At 73.8% G+C, this 20,786-nt stretch carries 20 protein-coding genes and 4 tRNA genes; 13 read left to right on the forward strand and 11 right to left on the reverse strand.

Annotation, left to right across the window (positions count from 1 at the left end; genetic code table 11):
* The first annotated feature begins 4 nt into the window (after positions 1-4).
* Positions 5-2,887, forward strand: a complete 2,883-nt coding sequence (locus ACI784_RS21090; protein WP_457014795.1) for a cation-translocating P-type ATPase — start codon at positions 5-7, stop codon at positions 2,885-2,887.
* A gap of 7 nt (positions 2,888-2,894) precedes the next feature.
* On the opposite strand, the gene ACI784_RS21095 is transcribed toward ACI784_RS21090, so the two are convergent.
* The 6 genes from ACI784_RS21095 to ACI784_RS21120 form a co-directional block, all read right to left on the reverse strand.
* Complete coding sequence (locus ACI784_RS21095; protein ID WP_457014796.1) at positions 2,895-3,470, reverse strand: MOSC N-terminal beta barrel domain-containing protein; 576 nt, start codon at positions 3,468-3,470, stop codon at positions 2,895-2,897.
* Between the two features lie 84 nt (positions 3,471-3,554).
* On the reverse strand, positions 3,555-3,992 hold the full coding sequence (locus tag ACI784_RS21100; RefSeq protein WP_456925600.1) for an HNH endonuclease: 438 nt from the start codon (positions 3,990-3,992) through the stop codon (positions 3,555-3,557).
* A gap of 283 nt (positions 3,993-4,275) precedes the next feature.
* Positions 4,276-4,347, reverse strand: a tRNA-Val gene (locus ACI784_RS21105).
* A 23-nt stretch (positions 4,348-4,370) separates the two neighbouring features.
* The gene (locus ACI784_RS21110; RefSeq protein WP_456925917.1) at positions 4,371-4,769 is read right to left on the reverse strand and encodes a TIGR02611 family protein; all 399 of its coding nucleotides are present in this window, start codon (positions 4,767-4,769) and stop codon (positions 4,371-4,373) included.
* 86 nt (positions 4,770-4,855) lie between these two features.
* Positions 4,856-5,788 (reverse strand): anti-sigma factor domain-containing protein, encoded by a 933-nt coding sequence (locus tag ACI784_RS21115; RefSeq protein ID WP_457014797.1) that lies wholly within the window; start codon positions 5,786-5,788, stop codon positions 4,856-4,858.
* Complete coding sequence (locus ACI784_RS21120; RefSeq protein ID WP_457014798.1) at positions 5,785-6,390, reverse strand: sigma-70 family RNA polymerase sigma factor; 606 nt, start codon at positions 6,388-6,390, stop codon at positions 5,785-5,787. The genes ACI784_RS21115 and ACI784_RS21120 overlap by 4 nt, the downstream gene beginning before the upstream one ends.
* 138 nt (positions 6,391-6,528) lie before the next feature.
* On the opposite strand from ACI784_RS21120, the gene ACI784_RS21125 reads away from it, so the two are divergent.
* The 4 genes from ACI784_RS21125 (at position 6,529) to ACI784_RS21140 (ending at position 7,347) form a co-directional block, all read left to right on the forward strand.
* Entirely contained in the window at positions 6,529-6,975 is a 447-nt protein-coding gene (locus ACI784_RS21125) for an SsgA family sporulation/cell division regulator (protein ID WP_457014799.1), read from the forward strand.
* Between the two features lie 67 nt (positions 6,976-7,042).
* A tRNA-Gly gene (locus tag ACI784_RS21130) sits at positions 7,043-7,115 on the forward strand.
* Between the two features lie 41 nt (positions 7,116-7,156).
* Positions 7,157-7,227, forward strand: a tRNA-Cys gene (locus tag ACI784_RS21135).
* Positions 7,228-7,275: 48 nt separating this feature from the next.
* Positions 7,276-7,347, forward strand: a tRNA-Val gene (locus ACI784_RS21140).
* Between the two features lie 265 nt (positions 7,348-7,612).
* Here ACI784_RS21140 and coaE read toward each other — a convergent pair.
* Positions 7,613-8,200, reverse strand: a complete 588-nt coding sequence (gene coaE, locus ACI784_RS21145; RefSeq protein WP_456924916.1) for a dephospho-CoA kinase — start codon at positions 8,198-8,200, stop codon at positions 7,613-7,615.
* Between the two features lie 266 nt (positions 8,201-8,466).
* On the opposite strand from coaE, the gene ACI784_RS21150 reads away from it, so the two are divergent.
* Positions 8,467-8,625 (forward strand): hypothetical protein, encoded by a 159-nt coding sequence (locus tag ACI784_RS21150; RefSeq protein WP_456924867.1) that lies wholly within the window; start codon positions 8,467-8,469, stop codon positions 8,623-8,625.
* A gap of 151 nt (positions 8,626-8,776) precedes the next feature.
* On the opposite strand, the gene rpsA is transcribed toward ACI784_RS21150, so the two are convergent.
* Positions 8,777-10,237, reverse strand: a complete 1,461-nt coding sequence (gene rpsA, locus ACI784_RS21155) for a 30S ribosomal protein S1 (RefSeq protein WP_456924868.1) — start codon at positions 10,235-10,237, stop codon at positions 8,777-8,779.
* Between the two features lie 214 nt (positions 10,238-10,451).
* Between rpsA and ACI784_RS21160 the strand changes: the two genes are divergently transcribed.
* Positions 10,452-11,294 carry a class I SAM-dependent methyltransferase gene (locus ACI784_RS21160; protein WP_457014800.1) on the forward strand — a complete coding sequence of 281 codons (843 nt, stop codon included), beginning with the start codon at positions 10,452-10,454 and terminating at the stop codon, positions 11,292-11,294.
* Here the strand turns inward: ACI784_RS21160 and ACI784_RS21165 are convergent.
* Together ACI784_RS21165 and polA are read right to left on the reverse strand one after the other, a co-directional pair.
* Positions 11,228-11,887 carry a hypothetical protein gene (locus ACI784_RS21165; protein WP_457014803.1) on the reverse strand — a complete coding sequence of 220 codons (660 nt, stop codon included), beginning with the start codon at positions 11,885-11,887 and terminating at the stop codon, positions 11,228-11,230. The two genes, ACI784_RS21160 and ACI784_RS21165, sit on opposite strands and share 67 nt — an antisense overlap.
* 33 nt (positions 11,888-11,920) lie before the next feature.
* Positions 11,921-14,662 carry a DNA polymerase I gene (gene polA, locus ACI784_RS21170; protein WP_457014801.1) on the reverse strand — a complete coding sequence of 914 codons (2,742 nt, stop codon included), beginning with the start codon at positions 14,660-14,662 and terminating at the stop codon, positions 11,921-11,923.
* Between the two features lie 90 nt (positions 14,663-14,752).
* Here polA and ACI784_RS21175 point away from each other — a divergent pair, with 90 nt between their 5' ends.
* Positions 14,753-15,163 (forward strand): PaaI family thioesterase, encoded by a 411-nt coding sequence (locus tag ACI784_RS21175; RefSeq protein ID WP_456924872.1) that lies wholly within the window; start codon positions 14,753-14,755, stop codon positions 15,161-15,163.
* Between the two features lie 13 nt (positions 15,164-15,176).
* On the opposite strand, the gene ACI784_RS21180 is transcribed toward ACI784_RS21175, so the two are convergent.
* Positions 15,177-15,818 (reverse strand): GNAT family N-acetyltransferase, encoded by a 642-nt coding sequence (locus tag ACI784_RS21180; RefSeq protein WP_456924873.1) that lies wholly within the window; start codon positions 15,816-15,818, stop codon positions 15,177-15,179.
* Positions 15,819-16,008: 190 nt separating this feature from the next.
* On the opposite strand from ACI784_RS21180, the gene ACI784_RS21185 reads away from it, so the two are divergent.
* The 5 genes from ACI784_RS21185 (at position 16,009) to ACI784_RS21205 (ending at position 20,744) form a co-directional block, all read left to right on the forward strand.
* Positions 16,009-17,355, forward strand: a complete 1,347-nt coding sequence (locus ACI784_RS21185) for an ABC transporter permease subunit (protein WP_456924874.1) — start codon at positions 16,009-16,011, stop codon at positions 17,353-17,355.
* A gap of 3 nt (positions 17,356-17,358) precedes the next feature.
* Positions 17,359-18,357, forward strand: coding sequence for a branched-chain amino acid ABC transporter permease (locus tag ACI784_RS21190; RefSeq protein ID WP_456924875.1), 999 nt, complete (start codon positions 17,359-17,361; stop codon positions 18,355-18,357).
* Positions 18,347-19,381: an ABC transporter ATP-binding protein gene (locus tag ACI784_RS21195; protein WP_456924876.1), complete on the forward strand. Its 1,035-nt coding sequence runs from the start codon at positions 18,347-18,349 to the stop codon at positions 19,379-19,381. The genes ACI784_RS21190 and ACI784_RS21195 overlap by 11 nt, the downstream gene beginning before the upstream one ends.
* Positions 19,378-20,235, forward strand: a complete 858-nt coding sequence (locus ACI784_RS21200) for an ABC transporter ATP-binding protein (RefSeq protein WP_456924877.1) — start codon at positions 19,378-19,380, stop codon at positions 20,233-20,235. The genes ACI784_RS21195 and ACI784_RS21200 overlap by 4 nt, the downstream gene beginning before the upstream one ends.
* A gap of 89 nt (positions 20,236-20,324) precedes the next feature.
* Positions 20,325-20,744, forward strand: a complete 420-nt coding sequence (locus tag ACI784_RS21205; RefSeq protein ID WP_457014802.1) for a DUF7712 family protein — start codon at positions 20,325-20,327, stop codon at positions 20,742-20,744.
* Positions 20,745-20,786: the final 42 nt, after the last annotated feature.

Consider the following 20,786-nt stretch of genomic DNA (forward strand, 5'->3'; position numbering starts at 1 on the left):
CCCGGTGACCGCGCCGGGACAGCGGACGACGGTTCGGACCGGGCAGGCCCCGCGCGCCGGCCGGGAGGACTGGTACGCGCGGTCTCCGGCCGAGGTGGCGCAGGCCCTCGGGGTCGACGTCGCCGTCGGCCTGACGTCCGCCGCGGCGGCGGAGCGGCTGCGCGCGGACGGCCCCAACGCGCTGCCCGAGGAGCGGCGGACGCCGGGCTGGCTCCGCTTCCTCCAGGAGTACCGCAGCTACATGCAGGTCATCCTGGTCGCCGCCGCGCTGGTCTCCCTGCTGGTCGCCGAGTGGGGCACCGCGGTGCTCCTGCTCGTGCTCACCGTGCTCAACGCGGTCATCGGGCTGCGCCAGGAGGGCAAGGCCGAGAGCGCCATGAACGCGCTGCGGTCGATGCTCGAGGCGACCGCGCGGGTCCGCCGGGACGGCGAGGCCGCCGAGATCCCCGCCGAGGACGTCGTCGTGGGTGACGTCGTCCTGCTGTCCGCCGGCGACCAGGTGCCGGCCGACGGGCGCATCGTCGAGGCCAGCGCCCTGCAGATCGACGAGTCCGCGCTCACCGGGGAGAGCGTCCCCGCGGCCAAGGACGCCCGGACCCTCGACGGCTCCGGGCTCGGCCCGGGCGACCAGTCGGACATGGCGTTCATGAACACGCCGGTCACGCACGGCAGCGGCACCGTGGTCGTCACGGCCACGGGCGCCGACACCGAGCTCGGCCGGATCTCGGCGATGCTCTCGGCGAAGGCCCGGGACAAGACGCCGCTGACCGCCGAGCTGGACCGCCTCACGCTGTGGATCGCCGCCGCGGCCGGCCTGACGATGGTCGTGATGTTCGCCCTCGGCCGCGCCCGCGGCGAGGCGTGGGACGTGCTGTTCGTCAGCGCCGTCGCCCTGGCGATCGCCGCGGTCCCCGAGGCGCTGCCGACCGTGACCCAGATGATCCTCTCGCTCGGCGGGGTGGACCTGGCCGCGCGCAACGCCATCGTCAAGGAGCTGCCCTCGGTCGAGACGCTCGGCTTCACGTCCGCGATCAACTCGGACAAGACCGGCACGCTGACGATGAACCAGATGACCGTCGTCGAGGTCGTGGACGCCGGCGACCGCTACACCGTCTCCGGCAGCGGCTACGACCTGGCGGGCCGGGTGCACCACGCCGCGGGCACCAACCCGTCGATCGAGGGCGTGATCCTGCCGTACGTCGTCGCCAACGACGCGCAGCTCGTCGACGGCCGGGTGGTCGGTGACCCCACCGAGGGCGCGCTGCTGGTGCTCGCCCACAAGGCCGGCCTGGACGTCGACGCGACCCGGGAGCGGCTGCCGCGGCTGGCCACGCTGCCGTTCGACCCCTCGATCAAGCTGATGGCGACGTTCCACCGCACCACCGCCGCGGACGGGCGGCCGGTCGTCCGGTGCTTCGTCAAGGGCGCCGCCCCGGCGGTGATGGCGCGGGCGGCCACCGCGTGGTCCGCGGCGGGTCCCGTGCCCTGGGACGCGACCGTCCAGGAGCGGGCGCAGGCCCACGTGGAGCGCATGGGCCGGGCCGGGCAGCGCGTCATGGCCGCCGCCGTCCGGGACCTCGACCCGGGCGACTTCGACCCGGCCGGCGACCTCGACGCGTACCTCACCGACCTGGAGATGACCAGCCTCGTCGCGATGGTCGACCCGCCCCGGGCGGAGTCGAAGGCGGCCGTCGAGCGCGCCCAGGCCGCCCACATCCGGGTGCGCATGGTCACCGGGGACGACGTGGTCACCGGCGCCGCCATCGCCGAGCAGCTCGGCATCCCCGGCGAGGCCGTCCTCGGGGAGGAGTTCGCCGCCCTGCCGGAGGACGAGCGGCTGTTCCGCATCGAGCGCATCGGCGTCGTCGGCCGGGTCGCCCCCGAGCACAAGGTGCTGCTGGTCGAGACGCTGAAGAAGAAGGGCGACGTGGTCGCGATGACCGGCGACGGCGTCAACGACGCGCCGGCGATCAAGGCCGCCGACATCGGGATCGCCATGGGCAGCGGCACCGACGTCGCCAAGAACGCCGGCCGGATGATCCTCTCCGACGACGACTTCGCCACGATCGTCTTCGCGGTCGAGCAGGGCCGGAAGATCTACGACAACCTCACCAAGTACATCCGCTTCGTCCTCGTGCTGCTCGTCGTCTTCGTGCTGACGTTCCTGGGCGCGGCGCTGTTCGACATCGCCGCCGGGGAGCCCTTCACGCCCGCCCAGGTTCTCTGGATCCACTTCTTCGTCAACGCCGCGTTCGGTCTGGCGCTCGGCTTCGACCGGGAGTCGCCGGGACTCATGGAGGCCCGCCCGCGCCCGCGCGGCGACGCCCTGCTGACCCGGCGGCTGGTCGCCACCGTCGCCCTCACCGGCCTGGTGGTCACCGTCGGCCTGCTGCTGCTGATCGCCGTCGGGACCACCGCGTTCGGGAGCCTCGAGGTGGCCCGGTCGGTCGCGTTCACCTCGTTCTCGCTGTCGCTCATCGTGGCGGCCCTCGAGTGCCGCAGCGAGACCGCGACGGTGCTGACGGTCGACACCTTCGACAGCAGGCAGCTGAACTGGACGCTGCTCGCCGAGTTCGCGCTGGCGGTCCTGGTCACACAGATGGACGTCTTCCAGCGGCTGCTGGACACCACCCCCATCACCCTGGGCCAGTTCGGCTGGGCCCTGGTGCCCGCCCTCGGGCTGCTGGTCCTGTGGGAGCTCGGCAAGCTCGTCGTCCGGGTGCTCGACGCCCGCCGCGGGCCGCCGGCCGCCGTCCGTGCGGCCGCACCGCAGCGGCCGCCGCAGGAGCGCGCCCCCGTGATCCCGGCACCCCGCCGGTCCGGTGCCACGCCGGCGGTCGGCGGGGAGGGCGGCGTGGGGCCGCCCGGGCCACGAGCCGGCCGCTGACGACCGCTCAGCCGGCGTCGGCGCCCAGGCGGACCGGGTCGCCCGCGGCGATGCGGCCGGGTGTGCGGACGTCGGCGTAGACGCCCAGGCAGTGCTTGGGGGTGCGGGTCACGACGAGCTCGACCTCGCCGATCCGGAGGGTCCGGCCGACCCAGCTCCGCTCGTCCTCGCCCTCGGGCACGTCCAGCAGCAGGTTGGCCCGCGGGTCGTCGGCCGAGCAGCCCTCGGGCACCTCGCCGGCCGCGGCGCGGGCGATGGCGGCGCGGCTGACCAGGTGCACCGCCGCCGCGTCGACCTGGGGTGCGCCTGCGCGGTCCAGCCGCACCGGCCGGCCGAGCACCTCGGTGAGGGCGATCGTGTCGGCCTCCGCGTCCCCGGTGGCCACGACCCCGGCCATGGCCGGGGTGCCCTTGACCGTCACCCGCTCCCCCGTGCCGGCGTCGACCACGGCCCACGCGCGGTCACCGGCGAGCCCGGCCGGCCCGACCTCCACCTCCGTCACGACCCGGCCACCCAGGCTCTTCACCGGGTAGACCGAGATCTGCCGCACCGATCCGGCCACGTCCCCCGTCCCACCGCCCATGGCTGCGACGCTACGCGCCCACGGCCCGGTGATCCGCCACCATCCGATCGGGATGGCCCCGCCCCGGGGAGCAGCTCTGAGGGGTCACCCCGCCGCTCGCCGACCGCCGTCCTCGCGGCGGCGCAGCCGGCGCAGCTGGGCGTCGAGATAGGGCCGGGCGCGGCGCTGGCCGCCCTCGCGGGCGATGGCGGCCTCGAGGGCGGTCAGCGCCCGCGCCACCCGCGCCGCGTCGGCCGGCCACCCCCGCCGCAGGCACTCCTCCAGCCAGTCGGCCGGGGACCGGTGGCCGCGCTCGGCGTTGCACCGCCGGCAGGCGGCCACCTCGTTCTCCACCCAGGACGGCCCACCCTTCACCCGGGGGACGACGTGGTCGGTGGTCGGCGTCACCAGGGGGCCGAACCCGCGGCCGCACCACGTGCAGGTGCCGCCGTCCCGCTCGAGGACGGCCTCGAGCCGCTCGCCCCGCGACGGCGCGCGCGGCCGGACGGGTTCGGGCTCGGGCGGGCGCCGGCGGGGGGACATCTCCCCCATCGTCCCCCTCCCGGGCCGGCTCCGCGACGCTGCCGGCAGTGTCCGCGCTGCCCGCGACGGCGGTGCTGTCGGCGGCGGGGCCGCTCCCGGCCGGGGCGACGCCGTCGGCCGTGCGAGCCGGGATCGCGGACTCCTGCCTGCCCGGGCTGCGAGCCCCCTGCTCGGTCATGTCGGGCGCGGTCCCCGTCGTCCAGACCCGGCGGCGTGGCTGCGGCCGCACCCCTGACACGACGGAGGCCCGGCCCGCTCGCGCGGACCGGGCCTCTGCCGGAGGTGGGCGATACTGGGTTCGAACCAGTGACCTCTTCGGTGTGAACGAAGCGCTCTACCACTGAGCCAATCGCCCGTGCGGCCCATTCTGCCAGACGCTCACCGCCACAGTGGCACCCACCCCGGGATCCATCCCGGGACGCCCATCACGTGCAGCGTCACGACCAGGACGCCGTACACGAACGCCGCGGTGGCGAGGGCGACCGCCAGGCGCACCCACAGCGGCTGCCGGCCCAGCCAGTCGGTCCACCGCTTGACGTGCTTCTTGGTGAACTCCAGCAGCCGCTCGGCCCAGAAGAACTCCGTGGCCAGCACGAACAGGCCGGCGATGACGGTGAGCCAGCCCGGCCCTGGCAGCGGGATCGTGGCCAGGCCGAGGGCGACGACCAGGCCGCCCACGACCCCGACGCACACCCGGTACGTGGAGTCGACGGTGCGGCGGGCGGCCAGCTTGCGGCGCCAGCGCGTCTCGGCCACGCGCTCACGGAGGCTGCGCACGCCGTCGTCGTCGAAGTGGGTCCGCAGCTCCTCGGACGTCTGGTGGTGGCGCCGCTCCCGGCCGGGGGCCGCCGTCTCCGGACCGGTCAGTTGGTCACCTCACCACGCGCGACGATGTCCGTCGGTTCCGACGGAGCCTGACGGCCGGGCTCCAGACTGACGGCGTAGCCGTCGTGGACGTCGAGCCCGGTCGCGCCGGAGCCTACGGCGCGCAGGTCGCTGTGTGGGGAGAGGACGTCGAACGTGCCCAGCGCCACGGCTCCCCCGGTCCCGGTGCCCCACAGGACGTAGGTCTGCTCCCGGACGTCGTTCACCGGCAGCCCGTGGTCCACCACCTGCAGCTGGCCGTTGCGGACGACGACGGTGGCCACGGCCGCGCCGTCGTCGCCGGAGAGGGCCACGACGGTCGCAGAACCCGGCGTCAGCAGCGCGTTGACGACGTCGGCCTGCCGCGCGACGGTCGCCCGCGCCTCGTCGCGGGCGTCGCTGAGCACCACGTTCCAGGTGCCGAGCGCCAGGATCGTCGCCACCGCGGCGGCGACCAGGGCGTTGGGCAGGACGCGCCGCCACGCGCTCGCGGGCGTCGCGGTCGGGACGCCTGCAGGCGGGGCGGCCGCGGGCGGTACGGCGTCCGGCACCCGCGGGGCGGCGGGCCCCGGGACGGCGGGCTCGGGAGCCCGCCGTGTGGCGTCCCCGGCCGGTGACCGCCCGCCGGTCACCGGCGGACGGGATGCCGAGGCGGAGGCGGGGAGACGGGGCGCCGGCGGCCGGCGCACCTGCGGGGTCTGCCGCACCGCGTTCCGCAGCTCCTCCCGCAGCTCGTCGGGCGGATCGGCGACCGGCAGGCTCGCGGCCAGGGCGGCCAGGACCTCGCCGGTCTCGGCGACCGTGCCGAGACAGCGCGGACAGCCGGGGAGGTGGGCGGCGACGAGCACCTCCTCCTCGGGCTCGAGTGCGTGGAGGGCCCAGCCCACGGCCAGCTCGTCGAAGACCGCGTGGTCGCGGGCCGGGCCGCTCACCGGCCCGGGCCCTCGACGACCGCCGGAGCGCCCAGCGCGCCACCCCGGGGGTCGGCGCCGAGCTCCCCACGCAGCTCCCGGACGGCGGCCAGGACGGCGCTCTTGACCTCGGCGAGCGGGGTGCCGGTCAGCGCGGCGACCTCCCGCTGGGTGTAACCGCCGTAGTAGGCCAGCGTCAGCGCCTCGCACTCGGCCTCGGGCAGGCCGCGCAGCGCGGCGCGCACGGGGTCGGGCGCAATGCCGGCGCGGTCCTCGCCGGCCGGCACCCCGGTGGACGCGGAGTCGCCCGGACGGCGCCGGTGGACCTGTCCGCACCGCACCGCGTCGACCGCCCGCTGGTGCACCCGGTCCATCACCCAGGACGCGACGCTGCCCGCACCGGGGTCGTACGCGGCGGGGTCGTGCCAGACGCCCAGGAGGACCGCCCGCAGCACCTCGCGGGCGGCGGCGTCGTCGGACAGCACGCACCGCGCCAGGGCGAGGGCCGGGCCGCTGAAGCGGTCGTAGAGCTCGTCGAAGGCGGCCCGCTCCCCCGCGCGCACGCGGAACAGCAGGTCGGCGTCGCCGGGACCGCCCCCGGCCCGCCGTGCCGGACGGCTCACCTCCCCATCGTCACACGCACCGGGCGCGCCGGGGAGAGGCCCGGGGTTCAGCAAGGCGAGTTGCGGGCACAGAGAGGAACGACGCGCCCGGGGGACACCCCGGCGTGACCGCTCTCAGGGAAGGTCGTTGTTGGGGACATGACGAGCCGCTCGACACCCGGGTACACCTGCCCCACCACGCTCCACCTCGTGGGGCCGCAGTCGTGGACAGAGGTGCCCGCGCAGCTCAGCTACGAGGTGAGCGACCCGTTCGCCGTCCGGATCACCTTCGGCGACAGCGGAGCCGGCGAGGAGGGCATCTCCTGGCTGGTCGGCCGCGAACTGCTGCAGACGGGCCTGGACCGCCCCGCGGGCGAGGGCGACGTGCGCCTGTGGCCGTCGCGCACCTCCGGCGACGTCCTGTTCCTGCACCTGCGGGCACCCTCCGGCGAGGCGCTCTTCGAGGCCTCCCGCGGCACGCTGGCCGGGTTCCTGCGACTGACCGAGAGCGTGGTGCCGGCCGGCGAGGAGTCCTCGGTCCTCGAGGTGGACGGCGAACTGGCCGCACTGCTGTCCAACGGCGGGGCTGACCCGAACGGGCGCTGACCCCCCGGGGGGACCCCCCTGTCGACCCCGTTTCGGCGTCGGCTACAGTTCTCTCTCGTAAGGCAACGCGGACGTGGCTCAGCTGGTAGAGCATCACCTTGCCAAGGTGAGGGTCGCGGGTTCGAATCCCGTCGTCCGCTCGGAACCTCGGGCGCTGGTCGCGAGACCGGCGCCCGCGTGCGGTGGAGTGGCCGAGAGGCGAGGCAACGGCCTGCAAAGCCGTCTACACGGGTTCAAATCCCGTCTCCACCTCGGCGTCTGCCGGGACACGGTGGAGCGGGCCGGCCGGCAGGTCGGAACGGGCGATTGGCTCAGTGGTAGAGCGCTACCTTGACACGGTAGAGGTCACTGGTTCGAACCCAGTATCGCCCACAGCAGAAGGGCCCCAGGTCAGCGACCTGGGGCCCTTCGCGTTCCCCGGGGTCCGCACCGGCCGGTGAGAGGTCTCACAGCCTCCTCCGACCCCCGAGGCCGGCCCGCGCTACGCGCCCGACGATCCCCCGATCGGGCTCCGACCGGGGTGGCCAGGGACCCCTCCTGCGGAGGCTCGTGCTCTGGACATGATGGTGGGCAGAGCACGAGCCCGTGCCGGAACAGGTGCCGCGGGCGGATCCGCGCACACCGGGCGGGCGCGGCCTCAGCCCCGGGCCGGCACCACACGGTCGGCCCAGAACCGCTCCACCTGCGCCTCGAGCTCCTCGCGGGTACCGCTGTTGTCCAGGACGACGTCGGCCACCGCCCGGCGCTGTTCGTCGGTGGCCTGCGCGGCGATCCGGGCGCGCGCGTCCTCGGCGGTCAGGCCGCGCTCGACCAGCCGCCGGACCCGTGTCTCCAGGTCGGCCTCCACGACCAGCACGAGGTCGTAGACGCCCGCCTGGCCGGTCTCCACCAGCAGGGGCACGTCCTGGACCACGACGGCGTCCGGAGGGGCCGCGGCGACCAGCTCGGCGGCCCGGGCGCGCACCAGCGGGTGCACGATGCCGTCCAGCCGCGCCCGCGCCGCGGGGTCGGCGAAGACGATCGCCGCCAGCGCCGGGCGGTCGAGGGCCCCCTCGGCGGTGAGCACCCCGGAGCCGAAGGCCTCGACGACCGCGGCCAGGCCCGGCGTCCCCGGTTCGACGACCTCCCGCGCGATGCGGTCGGCGTCGACGATCCGCGCCCCCCGGGCCGCCAGCAGCCCGGCGACCGTGCTCTTCCCCGACCCGATCCCGCCCGTCAGTCCCATGCGCAGCACGTGCGGACAGTAGCCAGCACGCCGGGGACGGTCACGGACAGGTAACACCCGTCCGTCCTGCCCGGCGCGTCGCTCCAGTCACACGCGTCCCGTGGACAACAGTGTCGTCGGCGCTCTTCCCCGCCGAGAGAGGCAGACCGATCATGTCCCGACCCGCCCACGCCGCCCCGTCGTCGGCCCCCGCAGCTCCCCGTCGGGGCGCCGGCCGTCACCGGCTGGACCGCCCCACCGGCGTGCGGTGCACCGACCTGCCGGCCGTGCGTGAGCGGTTGGAGCGCAACGCCGCGGTCCGCCCTCGCAACGCCTTCATGCGCTGGATCTCGGCGACGGCCCCGGCCGGGCGGCACACCTGGCAGTTCCTCGCCAACGCCGGCGGCCGCCCGCGGACGGCGTTCGCGATCATCCTCAGCCTCTGACAGCTCCCCTGACGGGTCGGGCCCCGCGGACGTCGTCCACGGGGCCCGTCCTCGTCCCTCCACGGGGATGGGAGGGACGACTGAGGCCCGGGACCCTCGCGGGTCCCGGGCCTCAGCCCTCTCTCAGTGGTTCAGCTCAGCGGAGCCGAGATCACTCGCCGCCGGCCAGCTTGGCCCGCAGGGCCGCGAGCGCCTCGTCGCTGGCCAGGGTGCCGCCGGAGGTGTCGCCCACCTCGACGTCGCCGCTGGAGTAGTTGCCACCGGCCGCAGCCTCGGCGTCGGCCTCCTTGGCCGCCGCGATCTGCTTGCGGTGCGCCTCGTAGCGGGCCTGGGCCTCGGCGTACTGCCGCTCCCAGGTCTCGCGGGCCTGCTCGTAGCCCTCGAGCCACTCCCCGGTCTCCGGGTCGAAGCCCTCCGGGTAGATGTAGTTGCCCTGCTCGTCGTACGAGGCGGCCATGCCGTAGGCGGCCGGGTCGAACTGCTCCTCGTCGCCGATGACGCCCTCGTTGGCCTGCTTGAGGGACAGCGAGATGCGACGACGGTCGAGGTCGATGTCGATGACCTTGACGAGGATCTCGTCGCCGACCTGCACGACCTGCTCCGGGATCTCCACGTGGCGCTCGGCCAGCTCGGAGATGTGGACCAGGCCCTCGATGCCCTCGTCGACGCGGACGAACGCACCGAAGGGCACCAGCTTGGTGACCTTGCCGGGCACGACCTGGCCGATCTGGTGGGTCCGGGCGAACTGACGCCACGGGTCCTCCTGCGTCGCCTTCAGCGACAGCGAGACCCGCTCGCGGTCCAGGTCGACGTCGAGGACCTCGACGGTGACCTCCTGGCCGACCTCGACGACCTCGGACGGGTGGTCGATGTGCTTCCAGGACAGCTCGGAGACGTGCACCAGGCCGTCGACGCCACCCAGGTCCACGAACGCACCGAAGTTGACGATCGAGGAGACCACACCGGTGCGGACCTGGCCCTTGGCGAGCTTGTTGAGGAACTCGCTGCGGACCTCGGACTGGGTCTGCTCCAGCCACTGGCGACGGGAGAGGACGACGTTGTTGCGGTTCTTGTCGAGCTCGATGATCTTGGCCTCGAGCTCGCGGCCCACGTAGGGCTGCAGGTCGCGGACGCGGCGCATCTCGACCAGCGAGGCGGGGAGGAACCCGCGCAGGCCGATGTCGAGGATGAGACCACCCTTGACGACCTCGATGACGGTGCCGGTGACGACCTCGTCGGCTTCCTTCTTGGCCTCGATCGTGCCCCAGGCGCGCTCGTACTGCGCGCGCTTCTTGGACAGGATCAGCCGGCCTTCCTTGTCCTCCTTCTGGAGGACGAGGGCTTCCACCTCGTCGCCGACGCTGACGACCTCGTTGGGGTCGACGTCGTGCTTGATGGAGAGTTCGCGCGAGGGGATGACGCCCTCGGTCTTGTAGCCGATGTCCAGCAGCACCTCGTCGCGGTCGACCTTGACGATGACGCCTTCGACGATGTCGCCGTCGTTGAAGTACTTGATCGTCTGGTCGATCGCCGCGAGGAAGTCCTCGGCAGTGCCGATGTCGTTGATCGCGACCTGCGGGGTGCTGTTAGGACGGACCTGGGTGGAGGTCATGTGGTCGAGTGCTCCGGACGGGGGATGCGTAGGGACAGGGAACCCGCGGCGCGGTGCCGCGGGGAGCAGGGAGAGCCGGCGCGCGCCGAACCCCGATGGGGACAGCACAGACAGACCTCTGGCGCACCACCCATGGTACGTAGCTCCGGCATCCCGGGTCCACCTGGGTGAGTGCCCGGTGGCCCGCTCCCCGGCGTGTCACGATCGGCGGGTCATGGAGCCCTCCCCTGCGCCCCTGCCCCTGGCCGCCGACGGTTATCCCGCGCCCGGCGGGGTGGCCCGGCGCCCGGCCGGCGAGGTGGAGTCGGTGCGCGCCAACCGCCGGTGGTGGGACGCCGCCGCGCCGGCCTACCTCGCCGAGCACGGCGAGGACCTCGGTGACGTCGACTTCCTGTGGTGCCCCGAGGGCCTGCGGGAGAGCGAGGCGCACCTCCTGGGGGACGTCGCCGGCCGGCGCGTGCTGGAGGTCGGCTGCGGGTCGGCGCCGTGCGCCCGCTGGCTGCGCCGCGAGGGGGCCGACGTCGTCGCGCTCGACCTCTCGGCCGGCATGCTCGCCCGCGCCGCCGAGCTCAACCGCCGCTCCGGGATCACCGTCCCACTGGTCCAGGCCGACGTCGGCGCGCTGCCGCTGGCCGGCGCCAGCGTGGACCTGGCCTGCTCCGCGTTCGGCGGCCTGCCGTTCGTCGCCGACGTCGGGGGCGCACTGGCGGAGGTGGCCCGGGTGCTGCGGCCGGGCGGGCGGTTCGTCGCGTCGGTGAACCACCCGATGCGCTGGCCGTTCCCCGACTCCCCCGACCCCGACGACCTGCAGATCACCTCCTCCTACTTCGACCGCACCCCGTACGTGGAGACCGACGACGACGGCCGCGCGGTCTACGTCGAGCACCACCGGACGGTCGGCGACTGGGTGCGCGCGGTGGTGGGCGCCGGCCTGGTGCTCGAGGACCTCCTCGAGCCGGAGTGGACGCCCGGCCGGGTGCAGGAGTGGGGTCAGTGGTCCCCGGCCCGCGGGGCGCTGGTGCCCGGCACACTGGTCCTGGTCTGCACCAAACCCTGACCCTGCACCTCAGGTCCAGCCTCTGGGCCGCTCCGCCAGCCAGCTCGCCACCACCGCCCAGCTCTCCCCGTCGCCGGCTTCCGCCGCGGTGCACGAACACGACCGGGGGCTGCCCGGTGAGCCCGGCCGGCGCCTCCCACTGCACTCAGGCGGGGCCGAGCTGCCACGTCCCGGCTCGGTCCTGCTGGAGGTCGCCGGGCAGCCAGAGCCCGCAGCGACCGGCGCCCCTCCGGCGTCTCGGCGACGACGGTGACCCCGGCGTCGTCCTGGCCGACCGCGACGACGTCGTGCTGCCACAGCACCGTGGCCGAGTCGTACGCGGCCAGCTCCGCCAGCATCAGCCTGACCAGCGCGCCCTGGCCGAGGTGCAGGTTGTACGGCCGGGGGACGACGCCCTCCAGCGTCTGCAGGCCGAAGCGGACCCGCTCCCCCGTCCGGTGCGCCCGGTACTCGTAGTCCTGCTTGAGGAAGCCCCGCGCGGCGGCCGGCTCATAGCCGAGCCGGTCCAGCCCCTCGCGCACCGCCCAGTGGTAGACGGCCGCGCGCGGGGACATGACCACGTCGGGCGCGCGGTCGAGCACCGTCACGGGGATGCCCGCCCGCGGCGAGCCTCTGGACGGGGCCGTTCAGTGCGCGGCGGCGTCCCAGCTGGCGCCGAAGCCGACGGAGACCTCCAGCGGCACCGACAGCCGGGCTGCGCCGGCCATCTCCCGGCGGACCAGCGCCTCCAGCGGCTCCCGCTCGCCCGGCGCGACCTCGAGCACGAGCTCGTCGTGGACCTGCAGCAGCATTCGGGACCGCAGGCCCTCGGCCGCGATCGCCTTCTCGACGTTCAGCATCGCGACCTTGATGACGTCGGCCGCCGAGCCCTGGATGGGGGCGTTGAGCGCCATCCGCTCGGCCATCTCGCGCCGCTGACGATTGTCGCTGGTCAGGTCGGGCAGGTAGCGGCGCCGGCCCAGCGTCGTCTCCGTGTAGCCGGACAGGCGCGCCTCCTCGACCACGCTGTCGAGGTAGTCGCGGATGCCGCCGAACCGCTCGAAGTAGGCCTGCATCTGCTCGCGCGCCTCCTCGGTGGAGATGCGCAGCTGCTGCGAGAGGCCGTACGCCGACAGCCCGTAGGCCAGGCCGTAGCTCATCGCCTTGATCCGGCGGCGCATCTCGGGGTCGACGTCCTCGATCGGGATGTTGAACGCCCGCGACGCGACGAAGGAGTGCAGGTCCTCCCCCGAGGTGAACGCCTCGATCAGCCCCTCGTCGCCGGACAGGTGCGCCATGATCCGCATCTCGATCTGGCTGTAGTCGGCGGTCATCAGCGACTCGTAGCCGGAGCCGACGACGAACGCCTGGCGGATCCGGCGGCCCTCGGCGGTGCGGATCGGGATGTTCTGCAGGTTCGGGTCGGTCGACGACAGGCGGCCGGTGGCGGCGATCGTCTGCCCGAACGTGGTGTGGATGCGCCCGGCGTCGTCCACCATCGGGATGAGCCCGTCGATGACGGTGCGCAGCCGGGTGACGTCGCGGTGGCGGAGCAGGTGCTCCAGGAACGGGTGGCCGGTCTGCGCCAGCAGCCAGGTCAGCGCGTCGGCGTCGGTCGTGTAGCCGGACTTGATCTTCTTCGTCTTGGGCAGGCCGAGCTCGTCGAACAGCACCGCCTGCAGCTGCTTGGGCGAGCCGAGGTTCACCTCGCGGCCGATGACGGCGTAGCACTCGGCGGCCGCGGCGGAGACGCCCTCGGCGAACTCCTGCTGCAGCTCCTGGAGGAACTCCAGGTCCGCGGCGATGCCGCGGTACTCCATGGCGGCGAGCACGCGGGTCAGCGGCAGCTCGATGGCGCCGAGCAGGGCATCCCCGCCGCGCTGGCCGAGCACCGACTCCAGGGCGTCGGAGAGGTCGTTGACCGCCACGGCCTTGAGGACGTCGGCGTGCGCGGCCTCCCGGGCGACGTCGTCCTCCGACGGGCCCATCCCGTCGAGGGTGAGCTGGGCCTCCTCCGCCGCGGCGTCCTTGAGCTCCCGGCGCAGGTAGCGCACCGCGAGGTCGCCGAGGTCGAACGACCGCTGCCCCGGCAGGGCCAGGTAGGCGGCCAGCGCCGTGTCGCTGACCACGCCCTCGAGCTCCCAGCCGCGCGACCAGATCGCCAGCAGCGGGCCCTTGACCTCGTGGACGACCTTCGGGGCCGCCGGGTCGGCCAGCCAGGCGGCCAGCGCCTGCTCGTCGGCGACGTCCAGGGCGGGACCGAGGTCGACGAAGGTGGCGCTGTCGTCGGCGGCGGCCAGCGCGATGCCGGACAGCTCGCCGGCGCCGCGCCCCCACGTCCCGCGGAAGATGACGCCGGTGCGGCCGGTGCGCGCGTGCTGGTCCAGCCACGCGCCCAGCCCGCCGGCGGGGACCTCGTCGACGGCGACGTCGAAGCCGCCCTCCACCTCCGGCTCGGCGCTGGTCAGGGTGGCGAACAGGCGGTCGCGCAGCACCCGGAACTGCAGGTTGTCGAAGAGGGTGTGCACCTCGTTGCGGTCCCAGGCGCGGACGGCGAGGTCGACGGGGCCCAGCTCGAGCGGGACGGCGCGGTCGAGCTCGGTCAGCCGCCGGTTCTGCAGCACCGAGGCCAGGTGCTCGCGCAGCTTCTCGCCCACCTTGCCCTTGACGGTGTCGACCTGGTCGACGAGCGCGTCGAGCGAGCCGTACTCGCGCACCCACTTGGCCGCGGTCTTCTCGCCGACGCTCGGGATGCTCGGCAGGTTGTCGCTGGGGTCGCCCCGCAGCGCGGCGAAGTCGGGGTACTGGGCCGGCGACAGGCCGTACTTGGTCTCGACCTCCTCGGGGGTGAACCTGGTGAGGTCGGAGACGCCCTTGCGCGGGTAGAGCACGGTCACGTGCTCGTTGACCAGCTGCAGCGCGTCGCGGTCGCCGGTGGCGATGAGCACGTCCATGCCCTGCTCGACGGCCTGCACGGTCAGCGTGGCGATGACGTCGTCGGCCTCGAAGCCCTCGGCGGTGATGACCGGGACCCGCAGGGCGCCCAGCACCTCCTGGATGAGGCTCACCTGGCCGCGGAAGTCCGTCGGGCTCTCGGCCCGGTTGGCCTTGTACTCGGCGTAGATCTCGCTGCGGAAGGTCTTGCGACCGACGTCGAAGGCGACCGCCAGGTGCGAGGGCTCCTCGTCGCGCAGGATGTTGATCAGCATCGAGGTGAAGCCGTAGACGGCGTTCGTGGGCTGCCCGGTGGTCGTGGAGAAGTTCTCCACCGGCAGCGCGAAGAAGGCGCGGTAGGCCAGGGAGTGCCCGTCGAGCAGCAGCAGCCGGGGGCGCGGCCCGCCGGTGGTCGGGACGGCGGTGGACGCGGGGGCGGAGACCGGAGCGGACATCGGTGCCGATCCTAGGTGCGGGCACCGACACCGCCGCGCCGACGACGGCCCACGGCGAGGCGGCGTCCGGGCGCTGGCTACCGTGCCGTGGTGACCCTCGCCCGCCCCGACTGGCTGCCCGCCGCCTCCACCAGCCCGCTCGACGAGAAGCTGGGCATCGAGATCACCGACTACGACCCCGACCACCTGGTCGCCACCATGCCGGTCGAGGGCAACCAGCAGCCGGCGGGGCTGCTGCACGGCGGCGCCACCTGCGCACTGGTGGAGACGGTGGGGTCCTGGGCCGCGGCGCTCGGCGCCGGTCCCGGCCGCCGGTGCGTGGGGGTCGAGCTCAACGTCAGCTACCTGCGGGCGGCGACCAGCGGGACCGTGACCGCCGTGGCCACCCCGGTCCGCCGCGGCCGGACCCTGGCCACCTTCCGGGTCGAGGTCAGCGACGAGCAGGGCCGGCCGACGGCGACCGCCCGGCTGACCTGCATGCTCTCCGACGCCCGGGCCTGACCCGGGGCCAGGGTCAGCCCTCGGCCGCGCCCGCCACCGGGACGACCCGGGGCAGCGGCCGGCGGCGCACCGGCGGCCGTCGCGGCGTCGGGATCGTCACGCCACCGCGCTGCCAGGTGGCCAGCGAGCGGGCGAGGGTGTCGCGGGGCACGATCCGCCGGGTCGTGAGCGGCGCGAACCCCATCCGCGCGAAGAACCGCTGCCGCTCCGCCTCGTGCCCGCCCACGGCGGCCACCACGTGCTCGGCGCCGGACTCCGTCGCGTACGCGACGGCGGCCCCCAGCAGGGCGGCCCCCGCGCCACGACGGCGGTGCTCGCGGTGCACCACGAGGTTGTCGACGGTCACCTGCGGGACACCGAGGACCACCGACAGCGGGTCCAGCCCGAGGATCGCCAGCCCCACCACCAGCGCGCCGTCCACCCCGCCGTCGGGGGCGTTGGGACCGGGCAGCACCGCCAGCGCCACCCGGTGCGCGGGATCGGCCAGCAGCCGGCGGAACCCGGCGGCCGCGGCGGCCCCGGGGGTCTGACCGGTCAGCACGCCCTCGGCGTGCGCCTCGGCCCGGTGCTGCCGCACCAGGGCGAGGACGGCGGGCAGGTCGTCAGGACGCGCCGTGCGCGTCGTGACGCGGGACCGCGAACCTGTTCCTGGCACAGGAGCCCTCCCCTGGACGGTGGCCAGAGAGTGCCCGCCCGGCGTCCCCCCGTCACGACGGCGCGCCGCCCGTGGGGCGGAGGTGACAGGAGCGGCGTGTCGCGGAAAGGTCACAGGTCGCGTCGAGGACCGCAGCCCGAAACACCGCTGAGTTACGGTCCCCACCTCACTCACACGCCTAGGAGGTCGAGTGACGCACGCGCCAGGCCGCGTCCCACGACGCGGTCGACGATCGGGAGCCACCGGAACCGCGGCCCGCCCGCACCCCGGTGCCCGCCGCCACATCCTCGTCCGGGTCCTGCTCGTCGCCGCCTTCGGGCTGGGTCTCGCCCTGTTCGTCCCCGGCACCGCGCAGGCCGAGGGCGAGCAGCTCGCAGGCACCCTGCAGACCAGCCGCAGCGGTCCGATCGAGGGCGTCGAGGTGACGGTCACCGCCGCCGACGGCGAGGAGGTCGACGCCGTCGAGACCGACGAGCAGGGCCGCTGGGAGGTCGACCTCCCCGGCCCCGGCGAGTACGTCGTCTCGATCGACGCCGACGACCTGCCCGACGGCGTGGTGCTCTCGGGCGAGGACAGCCGCACGGTGACCGTCGAGGAGGGTCGCCGGCAGGCGGCGATCATCGGCCTCAACGACGGCAGCCGGGAGGGGGGCGGCGGCACCGTCCGCGCCGTCCAGCTGCTCGTCGACGGCATACGGTTCGGCCTGCTCATCGCGATGTGCGCGGTCGGCCTGTCCCTGATCTTCGGGACGACGGGCCTGACCAACTTCGCCCACGGCGAGCTGGTCACCATCGGCGCGGTCGTCGCCTGGTACATCAACGTGCAGGGCGGGGTGCCGCTGATCCCCGCGGCGTTGATCGCCATGGTGGTGGGGGCGGGCGTGGGCGCGCTGAACGAGCTGGGCCTGTGGCGCCCGCTGCGTCGCCGCGGCACCGGCCTGATCGCCGCCCTGGTGGTCTCGATCGGGTTGTCCCTGATGCTGCGCTACCTGATCCAGCTGGTGTACGGCGGTCGCTCCAACGCCTACCAGGGGGTCGGTGGCGGCCGGGCCGTCGACTACGGCCTGTTCCGCATGACCGGGGCCGACCTCGCGTCGGTGGTCATCTCGGTCGTCGTGCTCCTCCTCGTGGCGCTCATGCTCCAGCGCACGAAGATCGGCAAGGCGATGCGCGCGGTCGCGGACAACCGGGACCTCGCCGCCTCCTCCGGCATCGACGTCAACCGCGTCATCCTCGTCGTCTGGATGATGGGTGGCGGGCTCGCCGCCCTCGGCGGCGTGCTGCTGGGCCTGTCCGACCAGGTGCAGTGGGACATGGGTTTCCGCCTGCTGCTGCTCATGTTCGCCGGCGTCACCCTCGGTGGCCTCGGGACCGCGTACGGCGCGCTCATCGGCAGCCTCGTCGTCGGCGTCTTCGTCCAGATGTCGACCCTCGTCATCCCGAACGACGTCAAGTACGTAGGCGGGCTGCTGCTGCTGATCGTCATCCTCGTCATCCGGCCCCAGGGGATCCTGGGCAGCCGCGTCCGGGTGGGCTGACCCATGAACGAAGTCATCGACGCGCTCGCGGTCGCCTTCAAGGCGGCGCTGGGCTTCCAGGCGATCTTCTTCGTCCTGCTGGCCGTCGGCATCAACGTGCAGTTCGGCTACACGGGACTGCTGAACTTCGGGCAGATCGCCTTCGCGATGCTCGGCGGGTTCGGCATCGCCATCTCCGTCACCAAGTGGGGGCTGAACTTCTGGGTCGGGGTGGCCATCGGGCTGCTGGCCGCGATCGTCCTGGCCCTGCTGCTCGGCCTCCCCACGCTGCGGTTGCGCGCGGACTACCTGGCGATCGTCACCATCGCCGCGGCGGAGGGGTTGCGATTGCTCTTCCGGTCCGTGTCGGCCACACCCCTGACCAACGGCACCCGGGGCATCTCGGCGTTCAACGCCGACTTCCTGGCACTCGCGCCGTGGACCACCAACGCGCGCTACCGCATCCTCGGCACCAGCTGGTCCGGCGGTGAGCTCTGGGTGGCCTTCGTCGGGTGGCTGCTGGTGGCCCTGTCCTGCCTGCTCATCTGGGCCCTGATGCGCAGCCCGTGGGGCCGCGTCGTCCGGTCGATCCGTGAGGACGAGGACGCCGTCCGCGCGCTGGGCAAGAACGTCTACGTCTACAAGATGCAGGCCCTGGTGCTCGGCGGGATCATCGGCGCCCTCGGCGGGATGGTCTACGCCGTCGGCACCGGCTCGGCGATCCCCGACCAGTACCAGAACGCCAACACCTTCCTCGCCTACGCCGCCCTCATCCTCGGCGGTGCCGCACGGGTGCTGGGGCCGGTGGTCGGCGGCATGATCCTGCTGTTCATCCTCCAGTTCGCCGACGCCGGCCTGCGGGCGCTGATCGAGAACGGCGTCATCCCGGAGGGTCTGCTGACCTCCACCGACGTCGCGCAGATCCGCTTCGTCCTGGTCGGCCTCGGGCTCATGCTGTTGTTGGTCTTCCGGCCACAAGGCATCTTCGGTGACCGACGAGAGGTGATGCTCGATGCCCGCTGACCCCACCCCCACCGAGCCGGTCGGCAGCGGGGCGCACGCGGCGTCCGTCGGCCCGGGTGCCCCCCGCACGCCGCGCCGGCTGGCCCAGGCCGCCCTGCGCGACGTGCCCTGGCAGGTCGGCGTCGCCAAGCCCGACCCGATCGTCGTCGTGGACGGCGTGACCCGTCAGTTCGGCGGGCTCACCGCGGTCGCCGTCGACCACCTGGAGATCCAGCGCGGCGGCATCACCGGGCTGATCGGGCCCAACGGTGCCGGCAAGACCACGCTGTTCAACCTGCTGACCGGCTTCGACCAGCCCAACACCGGCAACTGGACCTTCGACGGGCGGTCGCTGTCGGACCTGGCCCCGCACAAGGTGGCCCGGCTCGGCGTCGTCCGCACCTTCCAGCTCACCAAGGCGCTGTCCCGGCTCACCGTCCTGCAGAACATGCTGCTCGGCGCCCAGGGGCAGAAGGGTGAGAGCTTCTTCGGCGCCCTGTGGCCGGGCGCCTGGCGGTCGCAGGAGCGGTCGAACACCGAGAAGGCGATGGAGTTGCTCCAGCGCTTCAAGCTCGACGCCAAGAAGGACGACTTCGCGGGCACCCTCTCCGGCGGTCAGCGCAAGCTGCTGGAGATGGCCCGGGCGCTGATGAGCGACCCGAAGGTCGTCATGCTCGACGAGCCGATGGCCGGGGTGAACCCGGCGCTGACGCAGAGCCTGCTCGGCCACGTCAAGGACCTCCGCGAGGAGGGCATGACGGTCATCTTCGTCGAGCACGACATGGACGTCGTCCGGGACATCAGCGACTGGGTCGTCGTCATGGCGGCCGGCCGGGTGATCGCCGAGGGGCCGCCGGAGTCGATCAGCCAGAACCAGGCCGTCGTCGACGCCTACCTCGGCGCCCACCACGACGCCCCGCTCACCGTGGAGGAGGAGGACCGCGTCCTCGCCCAGGCCGAGCGTGAGATCGCCCGTGAGGAGCACGTCGCGGGCGGCGACGTCCTCAGCTCCGACGTCCCGCCCCAGGAGAGGACCGACCGATGAGCGACCCCCTGTTCGAGGTCGACGAGTCCGGCGAGGACCTCACCCGCGCCGACCAGGCCGCCTCGACGACCGCCGAGCTCTCCCCCGCGGAGAAGGCGGCCACCCGCGAGGAGCACGTGCGCCTCGCCGAGGGCGCCCTCGTGCGGGCCGACGACCTCGTCGCCGGGTACGTGCCCGGGGTCAACATCCTGCGCGGCTGCGACTTCTACCTGCAGGAGGGTGAGCTCGTCGGCATCATCGGCCCCAACGGGGCCGGCAAGTCGACCCTGCTCAAGACCCTCTTCGGGCTGATCCCGGTGCGGTCGGGGTCGGTCACGCTGCGCGGGGAGGACATCACCTCCGCCCCCGCGCACCGGCTGGTCTCCCTCGGCGTGGGCTACGTGCCGCAGAACAACAACGTGTTCCCCTCGCTCACCATCGAGGAGAACATGCAGATGGGCGTCTACCTGCGGCCGAAGACGTTCAAGGAGCGCTTCGACTACGTCATCGACCTGTTCCCGCTGCTCGGCGAGCGGCGCAAGGGCAAGGCCGGTGCACTCTCCGGCGGCGAGCGGCAGATGGTCGCCATGGGCCGGGCGCTGATGATGGACCCGTCGGTGCTCCTGCTCGACGAGCCGTCGGCCGGCCTCTCCCCCGCCTACCAGGACGAGGTCTTCATCCGCTGCCGCCGGATCAACGCCACCGGCGTCTCGATCATCATGGTGGAGCAGAACGCCCGGCGCTGCCTGCAGATCTGCGACCGCGGCTACGTCCTCGACCAGGGCCGCAACGCCTACACCGACACCGGCAACGCGCTCATGACCGACCCCAAGGTCGTCGAGCTGTACCTGGGCACCCTGGCCAAGGCCCACTGAAGGGGGCCCCTCCTCCCGCTCCCTCGACGGCGCCGGTCCCCCCGCGGGACCGGCGCCGTCGTCGTCCCGGACGTGGGTAGGGGCAGGGCATGAACTGGACGTGGAACCTGCGCTCTCGCGACGGCGGGATGAACGGCCTGGAGTTCGCGCGCGCCACCACCGCCGGCGGCTTTCCCCGCGTGCTGGTGCACGCCGCACCCGCCCGGCTGCAGGTGGAGGTCATCGCGGAGGACGACCGCGTCGTCCTCCGCGCCGACGCCGAGCGGGACGGCGACTACTCCCCCATCACCCTGCTGGAGCTGGACGACGGGGCGGTGACCCGCAGCGAGGTGTGGCCCGACGCCGCCATGCACGGGCTGCCCGTGCTGCTGCCCGGCGGCGAGGTCGGCGTCCTCACCGCCTGGGAGCACGCCGAGGACCACAGCTGGTGGCGGTGGTCGGTCGAGTTCTCCAACCACACCGGCCGCCCCTCCGACTGGCGACCGCCCGACCAGCACCTGCAGCGCTGACCCCGGACAGCACGGTGGCCCGGCACCGCGATGCGGTGCCGG

It is taken from the genome of Geodermatophilus sp. SYSU D01186, from assembly GCF_054050215.1.

Bases quoted from the DNA above. Each gene is read 5' to 3' on its own strand.
- ACI784_RS21095 (WP_457014796.1), bottom strand. From the start codon at position 3,470: ATGGGCGGTGGGACGGGGGACGTGGCCGGATCGGTGCGGCAGATCTCG.
- ACI784_RS21100 (WP_456925600.1), bottom strand. From the start codon at position 3,992: ATGTCCCCCCGCCGGCGCCCGCCCGAGCCCGAACCCGTCCGGCCGCGC.
- ACI784_RS21125 (WP_457014799.1), top strand. From the start codon at position 6,529: ATGACGAGCCGCTCGACACCCGGGTACACCTGCCCCACCACGCTCCAC.
- coaE (WP_456924916.1), bottom strand. From the start codon at position 8,200: ATGGGACTGACGGGCGGGATCGGGTCGGGGAAGAGCACGGTCGCCGGG.
- rpsA (WP_456924868.1), bottom strand. From the start codon at position 10,237: ATGACCTCCACCCAGGTCCGTCCTAACAGCACCCCGCAGGTCGCGATC.
- ACI784_RS21160 (WP_457014800.1), top strand. From the start codon at position 10,452: ATGGAGCCCTCCCCTGCGCCCCTGCCCCTGGCCGCCGACGGTTATCCC.
- polA (WP_457014801.1), bottom strand. From the start codon at position 14,662: ATGTCCGCTCCGGTCTCCGCCCCCGCGTCCACCGCCGTCCCGACCACC.
- ACI784_RS21190 (WP_456924875.1), top strand. From the start codon at position 17,359: ATGAACGAAGTCATCGACGCGCTCGCGGTCGCCTTCAAGGCGGCGCTG.
- ACI784_RS21195 (WP_456924876.1), top strand. From the start codon at position 18,347: ATGCCCGCTGACCCCACCCCCACCGAGCCGGTCGGCAGCGGGGCGCAC.
- ACI784_RS21200 (WP_456924877.1), top strand. From the start codon at position 19,378: ATGAGCGACCCCCTGTTCGAGGTCGACGAGTCCGGCGAGGACCTCACC.
- ACI784_RS21205 (WP_457014802.1), top strand. From the start codon at position 20,325: ATGAACTGGACGTGGAACCTGCGCTCTCGCGACGGCGGGATGAACGGC.